Origin of the sequence: Paenibacillus lentus, from assembly GCF_042714055.1 — a bacterium.
GTDB lineage: Bacteria > Bacillota > Bacilli > Paenibacillales > Paenibacillaceae > Fontibacillus > Fontibacillus lentus_A.
The window spans coordinates 202,365-214,647 of sequence record NZ_JBHGVC010000003.1 but is presented as its reverse complement, the minus strand read 5'-3'; the positions used below and the strand labels follow the sequence as shown (position 1 = coordinate 214,647).

Genomic DNA, 12,283 nt, shown 5'->3' with positions numbered 1-12,283 from the left:
GTGAAAATATTTGCACACTCGTTTTATGTTGAGTCACGCCGCCGAAATATATGTAATGAAAGTAATCAGGAATAAAAGAATGTATGCAACGCCTGTCCCGGCAAATGCTAATCGCCATACCGCACGAAGCAATCGCCTGACGTCGACCTTTCCTTTCAGGCGATTCTGGGCGCCGCCGATCAGTCCGCCGGCAATAAGCAGCACGAGAACGATCAGATATAGACCAAAGCCGGATTTGAACACGATATTAAACAAGGCTGCAGCCGCTAATATTAGAAATAGCGTCGTTACGTCCATCGCAAGAAGCAGAGCCGCTTTTTTATCTTTTTTCACATAATAATGGATAAAATAGACGAGCAAAAAAGGAATGATTGGTACAATACCGAGAACGGCTAAAGTGTTACTTAACAGACTCATAGTTCCACCTCCTGCAAAAATTCAATGAAATAATTTTTGCTTTCCAATTCCATAAATTGTAATATTTCTACTGTAATCCGCGGACAAGCCGCCATATCATTTCGTGACCAGGAGCCGGAACTCCGGTCAGCTTGGCCATCTCAACGAGTCGACCGTTGATATAATCAATCTCCGTCGGCATACCTTGTATAACGTCCTTCAGCATCGAAGACATATTGCTCGCCGTCGAGCGGCATACTTCCGCTACAACGTCATAAGCATCTCCCACGAAATAGATGCTTTTTGCAGCATAAATCGCCATGGCCTCTTCGCAAAGCTGCTTCACCATCGCTCTCCGTTCTTCCGTTGCCAGAAGCTCCCCATTTGGAATGCGCCACATGGCGGTAAGCGGATTAATGACCGAATTAATCAGTAGTTTCCTGTAAATTTCCCTATCGATGTCTTTCGACAGAAGAGTGCAAAATCCTGCCGTGCCCAACGTATCAATTAATTTTTCCGCTGCATTTTTTAAAGACAGATCCGTCCATTCCCCACCATTTTCAGCCATGCCGATAGAAGTTAACCCCTTCCCTGAACGGATAACGTGATACGAATCGATCCGCTTAGCTCCTTCGGTTGTAATGGCCGCATAGATTGGTGTCGCTGGAAAAGCCCTGCCCAGCAGCTCCAAATGTCCGATTCCATTTTGGAAGCAAAGAATTTGCGTATTTTCTCCTATTAATGGCTCTAGCGCCTGAACTAATTCCTGATTGATATGCCGCTGTTTCGTCAACAGCAGCACCCAGTCCGAAAACGGATGTGCTGCTATTCGGGAAGAGGCCTCTTGAAGCGCATAGGCTGTCAGGCCTGTAATTCCTATCGGGGATTGTTCTTCTCCTTCCTGCAGCATGATGCCCTGCGCAGCCAGCAGTTCGGCCTGTTCAGCCATTCTCGTCCAAAACCGCACCTCCTGCCCGAAAGCCGCCAATTTGCCGCCGAACAGCAGACCGAGCGCCCCAGCCCCAATCATTTCGAATTTCATCTCGTCCACCCTTTTTCGCGTTTCTGTTATTTCCTTTATACCAGACCTTATCCTCGCAACACAAAGAAATTCCGGCAATATTGTGCCGGAATTTCAATTTGCCACATATTTTATTCGATTCGCTCTAGATTGCCGTTGGCATCCATTTTGAATCTTGTCTTGAGCTCTTCATCCTCTTCGTTCAGGAATGCAAGCCGACGAGCCCGGTCCATAATTTGAATCAACGCTTTATAGTCGTCATTCACGACGCGGTAATCGGTCTGCACTTCATTGACCTGATTAGATAAGCGATTCTTCTCCTCACGCAGCATAGCCAGTTCTTCGTCTTTTTCGCGAAGCTCTTTCTCTAACTGCTTTACATATCTGCTCGTTTCCTGAACTGTGTTCTTCCACCCCCGCAAAAAACGGATGACCGCATCGATAGAAATCGTTTCTTCTGTAACGCCTTCACTTTTATAGAGTCCTTCTTCCAGATCTACAGAAGCCAATGAAGCGATCGAAGAATGATTCGTGATTGACCCTTGCTTTTTCATATAGTTCCGTTTCTGCCGCTGAGCCTTGGCAATGCCAATAGCCGCTTCGTACTTTTTGCGAACACAGCTGTTCCAGCGGAAACCGCAAGCTGCTGCGGTTCTCCCGATTCGTTCTCCCACCTCTTCAAACGCAGTTAGTTGGGTACTGCCTTCGCGGATATGGCGCAAGGTTACCTCGGCCAGAATCAAATCATCCTCCGCGCTCCATGCATCTTGTCTCACAGCTGTCATGCTATAAAAACCTCCTAACGACATCCTAATATAACCGTCTTCCGGGCACATTTCCGGGCCGGTGTATTGGTAAAAAAGCTTCTTACTCCATCCTATGCCTCTCATAGAGTTCATAGAATCTATTTGATACTATTTTGTATATCCAAAATAAAGGGCTGTCATACCTCATTCGATAAAAAGTGGAGATTTCTTTAATTCCGTAATTTACGGCTCAATAACATTAATCACTTATTGCGATTCAATCGTTAAACTTTCATGACTTTTCGTTTACAGTTGTTAGGGTTATGGGTATAATGAGGTATAGAAAATTGGATGTCGCCGATACATACGAAAGGGGGACTTATTTGTGGCACGCATGTACCGCGTCCTTGGCTTTTTCACATTGACGATTGGACTTATGGCTTTCGCTGGTAACCATATTGAAATGGCCCTGCTATTTTTCCTGCAAACGGCTTTTTTCGTCATTTTCGGTTACTTGAATTTTACGGAGAGAACGTATATCCTGCTTTTCTGGGGATACATGATTGTCGCCTTTACGGGCTTCAGTTACTGGACGATCTTCCAGATGGGATTGCCTCTCTAACCTATAGTGTGGTGGACGAGTATGATCAACTCACTCTTTCAATCAAGGGCGATTCGGCCGGTGCCGGAGCGCCCTTTTTCGTTGAGCTGCTTCATGATAAAAAAGCGGCTATATGACATTTTGAACTACCCCTGCTATTTCTTGTCCTGTTATCATATATATACTTAGATCAACCCAAGGAGAGGAACGCTCTTGAACAGACGTATCATATCCTTCTGCTCCTCTTGCGCTTTGATTGCGTCATTATTCATGACATTGGTCTTTCCTATTCCTCCGGCCTATGCATTGCCGTTATCGGAAGAGGAGCAGGAAGTTTTGGAGAAGAGCTTGTCCATCGTCGAAATCGACAGAGAAATTACCCGAATCGAGATCAAACAGCAGGATACCGAACGCTCAATGCTTAAGCTATCTCGGGAGCTTGCCAAGACAGAGGGTCAGATGCTTGTCAGTCAGGAACGAGCGGGCGCCCGGCTTAGAGCTTACTACATGGGAGAACGCGAGGACTTGCTTGCGGCCCTGTTATCGGCGAACAGCTGGAAGGATTTCTTTACCGTACTGGATTATTATCAGTTGATCATGGAAAGGGATCGCGACGTTTTGGCAGCATACAAGAAGGAGCTCGCGAAGCTGAACAAGTCAAACAAGCAGTTGTCTGCGCTGGCAGGCGAGCTTGAAGAAATGAAGAACAATTTATTGAAACAGCGCGAGCGGGTAGTAGAGCTGCAGCGCAGCGTAGACGGGAAGCTTGGAGCCAGCACCGATCCCGAGCATCTAAGGGCAATGATTGAAGAACTTACGACCTATTGGGAGAATGTCGGTTTACACGAAGTGCGCCGCTACTTCCGCGCCCTCGCTTCCGCAATGATGGATTTTCAAGATTTTCTTAAGGATCATCAAGACAGCCTAGTGTCGGAAAACGGGGGATATGTGCTCGTTATTCGCGAGGAAGATTTGAATGCATTTCTGCACGGCAAAAATGCGCTGCTCAGCAACATGGCCTTCATTTTCGAGGAGGAGAAGATCATTGCCACGGGAAGCCGGGAAGGCCTGGATCTTCGGGTAGAAGGTCATTATTCTGTAGAGAATGAACCGCAGAACGCCATTGTTTTCCATGTGGATCGACTCGTCTTTAACGGCTTGGAGCTGCCCGACACAACTCGCCTGGAGCTGCAAAATGATTTCGATCTCGGCTTCTATCCACAAAAAATAGTTCCCTTCGTGAAAGCTGAGGAAGCCGTCATTCAAAAGGGAACCTTGACCGTCAAGCTGAAGCTCTCTTTGTAGAGGGCTTCTTTGCTTTGCTAATTATTTATTTTTCATGCTGATTTGCGATATTTCCTTCATATACTGCTCCAGCTCAAATTCGCCATTCACAAAATCCATGGACAGTCGGGAAAAATGCTCCATCTGCTCGGGAAGCATGCTGCTAACAGGCAGAGTATCCGACTTGCTGCCCACCAACGATGCAGGAACCCATGCAGGGATTTTGTTTCTCTCAAAATCAAAATAAAGCGACTTTAATACAGGCAAATGTCCTGTAATTTCATGCCACTCCCGCTGCCGGCCGGCTGCAGTTATTTCCGCGATCCAAGCACCCGCCGAATCCGCACTTCCGCTTTTGGAGGAGACGACGAAGCTGCGCCCGTAGTTCCACATCGATTTCCCCGTAGTTCCTGGTTCCGGTATGAACGCCTCCATTCTCGGATGCCGTCCGTTGCTGATTTCGGAGGCGCGGGCAAGGCAGATCACCACTTCACCGTCGTACATTCGCTTCCAAACGTTAGGCAAAGGCTGTGCCTGCGCATTATAACGCAACAAGTAAGGCCGAATTTCCTCCATAAATCGAATTCCGCGCTGCATTCCTTCCGTGATTTCAAAAATGGATGGACTGCCTGTCGCCATATTCCCCCCAAACTGCCATAGTAACGATAAAGCAGCATAAGGCTCTGTTAGATCCACGGCAAGAAGACTCGGTATCCGGCCTTGCTTCTTGAATGCGGATAGGAGCTTCTCCCAATCATCGGCCGACTTCGGAGGATGGTCAAACCCCAGCTCCTTGATCAAATCTGGATTGTATGCGAATACATAAGGATCGGTATCAAAGGGAACTCCCCATATGTAGCCGTTCCATTCATTCTGAGACAACGAAGCGCTCAATACCTCTCCTGATAAGGGACTCGAATAATAGCGCTCAGCAGGCATCAGATAGCCGCTGGAAGCAAACTTGCGAATCCAGTCATTATCCAATAGCAGGACGTCCGGTGATTCGCCCAGTTCAAACTGCTGCAGCAAAGTCAAGTGCGATGCGTCAGGGGGTAAATTCACTAATTCCACCTGATCTGCATGTTGCTTCATATATTCATAGTTCATTTGCTGCAAACGCAAAAATTCCCCTTCATTCACCTGAACAGCGACCCGGAAATGACCGGGCTCCTGAACCTCTTGGGGGCTCGGAAGGGATACGGGCTCTGGAATAGTACCTTCCTCATTGCGAATAAGAGTCGATTGCTTACTTGGAGACAAGTTAATCAAAGCAAGTAAAAGGATAGCAAAAAGTACCCAATGATTTCTACGCTTCACACCTGTTCTTCCTCTCCACGTTCCGATCTTCAGCCGACAACCAATCAACCCTTATTGTAACAAATTACCTCATACTTTGTCCCCTACAAAACATGGCAAAAACCGCCGAAGCTAAGTCCGGCGGCTCATTTTGATGGTTAGGCATATGGAAAGTGCACAATTACAGTAAATCAGCGGCAGCCTGAGCCAACTTGGAACGCTCGCCCTTCTCTAATGTAATATGGCCGCTTAAGCCTTGTTCTTTGAAGCGTTCAACGAGATATGTCAATCCATTGCTCGCAGAATCCAAATATGGATGATCGATTTGCTCCGGATCTCCAAGCAGGACGATTTTACTACCCTCTCCGACACGTGAGACAATCGTCTTTACCTCATGGCGCGTCAGGTTTTGGGCTTCATCGATAATAATGAACTGTCCAGGGATGGAACGCCCCCGTATATAGGTCAGTGCTTCAACTTGAATACTGCCGAGTCCCATTAAAATTTTATCGATATCTCCGGATTTCTTGGTATCGAACAAGTATTCCAGATTATCATAAATAGGCTGCATCCACGGCCGGAGCTTTTCTTCTTTTTCGCCAGGCAAATACCCGATATCCTTTCCCATTGGTACGACGGGCCTAGCAATCAGCAACTTTTTATATTTATGCTCATCCTCTACCTTCAGCAAGCCGGCCGCCAAAGCGAGCAAGGTTTTGCCGGTTCCGGCTTTACCTGTAATAGTTACAAGCGGGATTTCGTCGTTTAACAGCAGCTCAAGCGCCATCCGCTGCTGGGCATTGCGTGCGCTGATTCCCCATATGGGCTCATTGCTGAGAAAGAGCGGCGCAAGCTTCAAGCGATCCTCGCTAACTTTGAGCAGAGCCGACTTCCCGCTGCCCATTTCATCCTTTAAAATAACGAATTCGTGAGGATAAAGGGAATACGTCAGCCCCAGCGGTTTGACGGGCAGGGAGCGATAGGAATAAAATTCGTCAATGACGGCGGGATGTACTTTAACGGTCGAATGTCCTGCATAAAACTCACTAGGGTCAGCCGTACGGCCGGATAGGTAATCCTGAGCCGTAAGACCAAGCACGTCCGCCTTGATGCGAACTAGGACATCTTTGCTTACAAGTACGACCGTTCTGGACGATCCAAGCTCGATTTCCTCAAGATGGTAGTTAAGGGCTACCGCCAAAATGCGATTATCGTTGGATATATCCCCGAACATCTCTTGAACTTTGGCAAAGCTGCGGTGATTCAGCTCCACCTTCACGGTTCCGCCGTTGTTCAGCTTCACTCCATCATGAAGATGGCCTGTCTCGCGAAGTCCGTCAAGCAGTCTGGAGACTCCTCGTGCATTTCGGCCAAGCTCGTCAGCATTCCTCTTCTTAGAATCAATTTCCTCCAAGACAATGGCCGGAATGACAACCTCATTTTCTTCAAAGGCAAAAATCGCATTGGGATCATGCAGCAGTACATTCGTATCCAATACAAATATTTTTCTCATAGATATCCCCTCCACCGCTTGTCTTTGCAGCTATCTGTATTCACATACATATTTCTTTCCGCTCACGGGAAACTTAAAGACAGACATTATTTCCGAAAGGACGATCCAACATGCGAATGTGGCTGTGTTTATTATTGACGGTTATTCTTTTTACAGGCTGTGGAACAGCTTCACAAAAGGCATCACCCTCTCCTCAAGGTCAACAAGGCAATAAGCCGCGGGCTCAAAGCACTGTAAACGGCGGAAGGCCTGTTGCGAACAACGCGGGTACCAAAGGTCAGCTCGATAAGCAAGCCCATCTGGAAGAGCTCGTTATGCGGGTTCCGGGCGTCAAAGGCGCTCACTGCGTTATTATGGGCAATACGGCCGTTGTCGGCATTGATGTGGACGGCAAGCTGGAAAGAGCCCGCGTAGGAAATATCAAGTATACGGTAGCCGAAGCATTGCGGAAAGATCCGCAGGGTGCCGGTGCTATTGTTACCGCGGACATCGACCTGAACAACCGGATCGCGGAGATCGGCAACAAAATACGGGCAGGACATCCCGTATCTGGATTTGCGACGGAGCTAGCCGATATTATCGGACGGATTATGCCGCAAATGCCGAGAGATACAGTTCCGAGAACCGAAAACGATATCCAGGGACGCAAGCCGAGCTCGGGGAGCCATCCTTCCACTGAAAGTCACACCTATAAGTCCAAATCAAAAAAGAATACGCAGCAAAAGCGAAACATGCATATGGCCCCTAAGGGACAAAGATAGGACTAATTAAAAAAAAGCCCGGCGAAAAAAATTCGCTAGGCTTTTTTCATGGCTTCAAACACTTGAGCGTCCAGCATGTCCGCTGCACGGCGATCATAAACTTTATTGTACACAGGAGCAGAAACAAGCTGCGCTCCATAGAACAGAGCGTTGCGAACCGCCTCGATATGCACATCGAAGCAGCACATTTTGAAAGGAACTCCTCCAAGCGGATCTTGGGCAACGGACGCTCTGCCATTGATGGCATAGATTGTCCCTTCGCCAAAGACCGTAATCGTAACTTTGGGATTGGACTTAATATTTCCGACCAGCCGTGAACGATGGTCAAGCGCGAGGCGCAGCGTGGAATGATCAAGCGCATAGATCCAGGAAATAGCGCTTGAAGTCGGCCCGCCGGACTCGGCATCTACTGTGTTCAGCAGTACAAACATCTCGGACTGGAAAGCAGTGTATAACGGTTCGGATAACTGCGTGACGATCTCGGACATGAACCAGCCCTCCTATACAATCCTTCTATATGATTGTATTATAGCATGCTGCAAAACTTGCCTTCAATCATCAGTTGCCTGCTTTTGCCGGCTCGGTTTCCTCGGCATCATCGGCATTCGGCCTTATGCCGGCAAGCTCATCCTTAAGCGCTTGCTTGGCATTTTCGAACTCAGTAGCGTTTATATAGACGTATGGATTTTTCCATTGCCCCGTCACCGGCACAAATGCTACATTTTCCTTGGAAATATTCCAATAAGCCGAAATAATGTTCTTCATTTGCTTCGACTCCAAATCCGTCTCCATATTTTTGCCGACCGACTGAATTACTTTCCCTGCACCGAGAACGCCGTCTAAAGATTTAGCCTGGTCAATGAGTGCATGCAGCACTTCATTCTGGCGTCGGTTGCGGTCGAAATCATCGGAAGCCTTTGTCCGCGGACTGCAATTGGATTTGCGGTAGCGAACGTAGCCCAGCGCTTCTTCTCCCGATAGATGCTGCTGACCCTTCTTCAAATTAATGTTCGTATTATCCGCCCGGTCGCGGTAGCACATATCCGCGTCGACGTTAATATCGACGCCGCCAAGCGAATCAACAATATCGCGGAATCCTTGGAAATTCAATACGGTGACGTAATCGATATTGAGATCGAAATATTTGCTCATCATCGTTTTCATTTCATATTTGGCCGTTATTCCGGTTTTCTTCTCCTGGACGAGGAAGTTCGGGTAGAAATGGTTCAGCTTATTTGCCTTATAGCCCTTCAGCTCCAGCAGCGTATCCCGCGGAAGCGAGACGACGGTAGCCGATTTCGTCTCGGGATTCATGGCGATGACCATCATTACGTCGGTCAGATGCGTCTTCGTCTCAGGTCGATAGTCCGTACCCAAAAGCAGCATCGTCAGCGGCTTAACCTTGGCAGACTGCTCCGGCGCAACCTTCTCGTCAGTTCCTGTTTCTTCAATGACCTGATCCAGCGTTACGGACAAATATCCAACGTACATACCTACACCGAGTGCCGATACGATCATCAGCGTCAGTAGTATTCGTAAAAATATTTTAAAACCGCTAGCTTTTTTTTTCTTTTTGCGAGAGTTTTTTTTCGTTGATTTTTTATGGCTTCGCTCCCGAGGAGGCAGGCCACTACGTGTAGAACTCATGGATAAAAACACCTTTTTCATGTGAATTAGCAAATTAACCTATAGCCAATAAACGGATCGGCGCTTCAAAAGGTTACAGCTTGTTCTTTCATCCGGCCTTTACGGATTAGTTCCTCCGTCTCCTTCAACGACGGACGAGCCGTTCTTCTTGTTACGGCGCCCTTCCACAAAATAGCGGATGCGCACCATAAGCATAAGAACAACTGCGACCAGAAGACATTGGATAATCGGCAGCTTGTCAATTTGAAAGATGAGCAGCATGAAAGAGCCGATCGCCATCAACACGTACAGGATAACTTCTTTCCATAAGGGAAGCTTCTGCTGGGCACGAAATACCTTATTGTACACGAAAGTAACCAATACAAAAATGAGAATATACGCGATCACGGGGTGATCGGAAAACCATTGTTGCAACGCAGTTCCCTCCTTCGAGGCAGTAACGTAATTATTGTTGGCTTACAGCCCCTACTCTACCATTATAAGTTGGCTTCAGACATTTTGCGATGTTTTTCGGCACGCTCACGCTCGCTCTTGTTCAAAATTTTCTTCCGCAAGCGAATATTTTTCGGCGTAACCTCGCAGTATTCATCGTCATTGAGGTATTCCAGCGCCTGCTCCAAAGAGAAAAGCCGCGGCGTTTTCATTTTGACTGTTTCTTCCTTCGTTGCCGAACGAACGTTGGTAAGCTGCTTCTCTTTGCAAATGTTCACCACGATATCATTATCGCGGTTATGCTCGCCAACGATCATGCCTTCGTAAATCTCGCTGCCCGGCTCCAGGAACAAAATACCGCGATCTTCAATGGACAAAATGCCATACATGGTCGACACGCCGTTCTCACTCGATACAAGCACACCCTGATGACGTCCGCCGACTTGTCCGCCAACGAACGGCCCATAGCTGTCAAATGCGTGGTTCATGACCCCATAACCGCGAGTCAGCGTTAAGAAGTGCGTTCCATATCCGATCAACCCCCGGGCTGGAATAAGGAACTCCAGACGAACCTGGCCCGTGCCGTTATTGATCATGTTGACCATTTCGGCTTTGCGTGAGCCAAGACTCTCCATAACCGTTCCCATGTGCTCCTCCGGCACATCAATGAGCAAACGTTCGATCGGCTCCATTTTGACACCATCGATTTCTTTCACAATAACCTCCGGCTTGGAAACCTGAAGCTCGTATCCTTCTCTGCGCATATTCTCGATCAAAATCCCCAGATGAAGCTCCCCGCGTCCCGATACGATGAAGGCGTCAGGACTATCCGTCTCATCCACGCGCAGGGACACATCGGTCTCCAGCTCCTTCATCAGACGCTCGCGAAGCTTCCGGGAAGTGACCCATTTGCCTTCGCGTCCCGCGAACGGACTGTTGTTTACAAGGAACGTCATTTGCAGCGTCGGCTCGTCGATTTTAAGCACCGGCAAAGCTTCCGGATGGTTCGGATCGGCAATCGTCTCACCGATGTTAATATCTTTAATTCCTGCGATGGCGACAATATCGCCAGCACCGGCCTCGGCTATTTCAACCCGATTCAGGCCATTGAAGCCGAACAGCTTCTCAATCCGAGCGGATTTCTTACCGCCCTCGCGTGTCATGACAGTAACAGGCTGTCCTTGACGAATGACACCCCGATTCACTCGACCGATCGCGATGCGACCCAAATATTCGTTATAATCCATCAGGGTTACAAGGAATTGCAGCGGCTCTTCCACTTTCTCGGTCGGAGCTGGAATATGCTGGACAATCGTATCGTAGAGAGCCTGCATATTGCTGTCCTGCTGCTCTGGATCCAGGCTGGAAGTACCGTTCAAAGCGGAAGCATACACAACAGGGAATTCTAATTGCTCATCATTAGCCTCTAGCTCGATGAACAAATCAAGCACTTCATCGATCACTTCCGACGGCCGGGCGGCCGGACGATCGATCTTATTGACCACGACGATTGGAGTCAGCTGGTACTCCAGGGCTTTGCTAAGCACGAATTTCGTCTGCGGCATGCAGCCTTCGTAGGCGTCGACGACGAGCAGAACACCGTCAACCATTTTCATGATCCGTTCCACTTCTCCACCAAAGTCGGCGTGCCCTGGTGTATCGACAATGTTAATCAAGTAATCTTTGTACGTAATTGCCGTGTTCTTGGCCAAAATCGTAATACCCCGTTCGCGCTCCAAATCATTGGAGTCCATCACGCGCTCCTGCACGGCCTCATTATCTCGATAAATTCCGGACTGCTGGAGCAGCTTGTCAACTAATGTTGTTTTGCCATGATCTACGTGAGCGATAATGGCTATATTGCGAATATTGTTTCTTTCATGCATATCGTTTCTCCAAATCCTTTCATGTCTGTGTCTTTACTGCAGGTTGCCCTATTACCACCCAAAGAAGCGTCGGATGAAAAATTCCGACGCTAATCGTATCCTTAATATTATACGCAAAACCAGAAATAATTCAAGAACTTTCCAGAGATCTACCAGAGGCGGCGGCTATTCCCGCGGGCCACAATGAGCCAGATTCCTGCGACGATTAACACGATCGCCAACAAATAAACAAAGGAAAAGGAGAACATGCTCCAGCCCAGCAAAATAATAGACAAAGCTCCCAGGACTACAGCCGTCAATAGCATTCCGCTTTGACGCTGCGCTGCGTAGGCATAGTATTCAAACAACCCCACGGCGATGCCGAGTATGAACGCCGGCCACATTTTGTGAAACAGAAACGCCCAGCCCCAGATGATGCCAATAAAAAACAGGACAGAGTATACGACGAGAATACCTGCGGGCAGAAGCAGCTCTGAGGAACCTCTTCTGGAAAATACCCATAGATGCAGCAGAATGCCCGGAATTAATAAAATTAACGGCCAAAGCGCTTTTCCAAGAAAGCTGAATACTCCCCACTTTCCAAGCAAGATGATAACCCCGGCAGCCAAGATCAGTATTCCAGTCATAAGCTTGTTGTTGTCGGACATTCCGTCACTCACCTTCCGATTGACAATTAGGGACATGTCCATTGATTTTGTGA

13 protein-coding genes are annotated in these 12,283 nt (G+C 48.0%); 3 read left to right on the top strand and 10 right to left on the bottom strand.

Annotated elements, in window-relative coordinates; genetic code table 11:
* Positions 1-33: 33 nt before the first annotated feature.
* From ACE3MQ_RS07720 to ACE3MQ_RS07710, 3 genes are all read right to left on the bottom strand, one after another.
* The gene (locus ACE3MQ_RS07720) at positions 34-417 is read right to left on the bottom strand and encodes a DUF3397 domain-containing protein (RefSeq protein WP_379392037.1); all 384 of its coding nucleotides are present in this window, start codon (positions 415-417) and stop codon (positions 34-36) included.
* A 67-nt stretch (positions 418-484) separates the two neighbouring features.
* Positions 485-1,438, bottom strand: coding sequence for a ketopantoate reductase family protein (locus tag ACE3MQ_RS07715; protein WP_379392036.1), 954 nt, complete (start codon positions 1,436-1,438; stop codon positions 485-487).
* 110 nt (positions 1,439-1,548) lie between these two features.
* Entirely contained in the window at positions 1,549-2,202 is a 654-nt protein-coding gene (locus ACE3MQ_RS07710; RefSeq protein WP_379392035.1) for an RsfA family transcriptional regulator, read from the bottom strand.
* Between the two features lie 346 nt (positions 2,203-2,548).
* On the opposite strand from ACE3MQ_RS07710, the gene ACE3MQ_RS07705 reads away from it, so the two are divergent.
* Positions 2,549-2,785, top strand: coding sequence for a DUF2626 family protein (locus ACE3MQ_RS07705; protein WP_379392034.1), 237 nt, complete (start codon positions 2,549-2,551; stop codon positions 2,783-2,785).
* Positions 2,786-2,977: 192 nt separating this feature from the next.
* Entirely contained in the window at positions 2,978-4,069 is a 1,092-nt protein-coding gene (locus ACE3MQ_RS07700) for a coiled-coil domain-containing protein (RefSeq protein ID WP_379392033.1), read from the top strand.
* A gap of 21 nt (positions 4,070-4,090) precedes the next feature.
* Here ACE3MQ_RS07700 and ACE3MQ_RS07695 read toward each other — a convergent pair whose 3' ends face one another.
* The gene (locus ACE3MQ_RS07695) at positions 4,091-5,365 is read right to left on the bottom strand and encodes an ABC transporter substrate-binding protein (RefSeq protein WP_379392032.1); all 1,275 of its coding nucleotides are present in this window, start codon (positions 5,363-5,365) and stop codon (positions 4,091-4,093) included.
* Positions 5,366-5,525: 160 nt separating this feature from the next.
* Entirely contained in the window at positions 5,526-6,857 is a 1,332-nt protein-coding gene (locus ACE3MQ_RS07690; RefSeq protein ID WP_379392031.1) for a PhoH family protein, read from the bottom strand.
* 110 nt (positions 6,858-6,967) lie between these two features.
* On the opposite strand from ACE3MQ_RS07690, the gene ACE3MQ_RS07685 reads away from it, so the two are divergent.
* Positions 6,968-7,618, top strand: coding sequence for a YhcN/YlaJ family sporulation lipoprotein (locus ACE3MQ_RS07685; RefSeq protein WP_379392030.1), 651 nt, complete (start codon positions 6,968-6,970; stop codon positions 7,616-7,618).
* Between the two features lie 35 nt (positions 7,619-7,653).
* On the opposite strand, the gene ACE3MQ_RS07680 is transcribed toward ACE3MQ_RS07685, so the two are convergent.
* From ACE3MQ_RS07680 to ACE3MQ_RS07660, 5 genes are all read right to left on the bottom strand, one after another.
* Positions 7,654-8,106: a pyridoxamine 5'-phosphate oxidase family protein gene (locus ACE3MQ_RS07680; RefSeq protein ID WP_379392029.1), complete on the bottom strand. Its 453-nt coding sequence runs from the start codon at positions 8,104-8,106 to the stop codon at positions 7,654-7,656.
* A gap of 70 nt (positions 8,107-8,176) precedes the next feature.
* Positions 8,177-9,265, bottom strand: a complete 1,089-nt coding sequence (locus ACE3MQ_RS07675) for an LCP family protein (RefSeq protein WP_379392028.1) — start codon at positions 9,263-9,265, stop codon at positions 8,177-8,179.
* A 99-nt stretch (positions 9,266-9,364) separates the two neighbouring features.
* Positions 9,365-9,679: a YlaH-like family protein gene (locus tag ACE3MQ_RS07670; protein ID WP_379392027.1), complete on the bottom strand. Its 315-nt coding sequence runs from the start codon at positions 9,677-9,679 to the stop codon at positions 9,365-9,367.
* 62 nt (positions 9,680-9,741) lie between these two features.
* Complete coding sequence (gene typA, locus ACE3MQ_RS07665) at positions 9,742-11,583, bottom strand: translational GTPase TypA (RefSeq protein WP_379392026.1); 1,842 nt, start codon at positions 11,581-11,583, stop codon at positions 9,742-9,744.
* A gap of 149 nt (positions 11,584-11,732) precedes the next feature.
* Positions 11,733-12,272: a hypothetical protein gene (locus ACE3MQ_RS07660; protein ID WP_379392025.1), complete on the bottom strand. Its 540-nt coding sequence runs from the start codon at positions 12,270-12,272 to the stop codon at positions 11,733-11,735.
* Positions 12,273-12,283: the final 11 nt, after the last annotated feature.

What these genes read in the sequence shown, in the direction of transcription:
- ACE3MQ_RS07720 (WP_379392037.1), bottom strand. Translation starts at nt 417, where the DNA reads ATGAGTCTGTTAAGTAACACTTTAGCCGTTCTCGGTATTGTACCAATC.
- ACE3MQ_RS07715 (WP_379392036.1), bottom strand. Translation starts at nt 1,438, where the DNA reads ATGAAATTCGAAATGATTGGGGCTGGGGCGCTCGGTCTGCTGTTCGGC.
- ACE3MQ_RS07710 (WP_379392035.1), bottom strand. Translation starts at nt 2,202, where the DNA reads ATGACAGCTGTGAGACAAGATGCATGGAGCGCGGAGGATGATTTGATT.
- ACE3MQ_RS07690 (WP_379392031.1), bottom strand. Translation starts at nt 6,857, where the DNA reads ATGAGAAAAATATTTGTATTGGATACGAATGTACTGCTGCATGATCCC.
- ACE3MQ_RS07685 (WP_379392030.1), top strand. Translation starts at nt 6,968, where the DNA reads ATGCGAATGTGGCTGTGTTTATTATTGACGGTTATTCTTTTTACAGGC.
- ACE3MQ_RS07680 (WP_379392029.1), bottom strand. Translation starts at nt 8,106, where the DNA reads ATGTCCGAGATCGTCACGCAGTTATCCGAACCGTTATACACTGCTTTC.
- ACE3MQ_RS07675 (WP_379392028.1), bottom strand. Translation starts at nt 9,265, where the DNA reads ATGAGTTCTACACGTAGTGGCCTGCCTCCTCGGGAGCGAAGCCATAAA.
- typA (WP_379392026.1), bottom strand. Translation starts at nt 11,583, where the DNA reads ATGCATGAAAGAAACAATATTCGCAATATAGCCATTATCGCTCACGTA.
- ACE3MQ_RS07660 (WP_379392025.1), bottom strand. Translation starts at nt 12,272, where the DNA reads ATGGACATGTCCCTAATTGTCAATCGGAAGGTGAGTGACGGAATGTCC.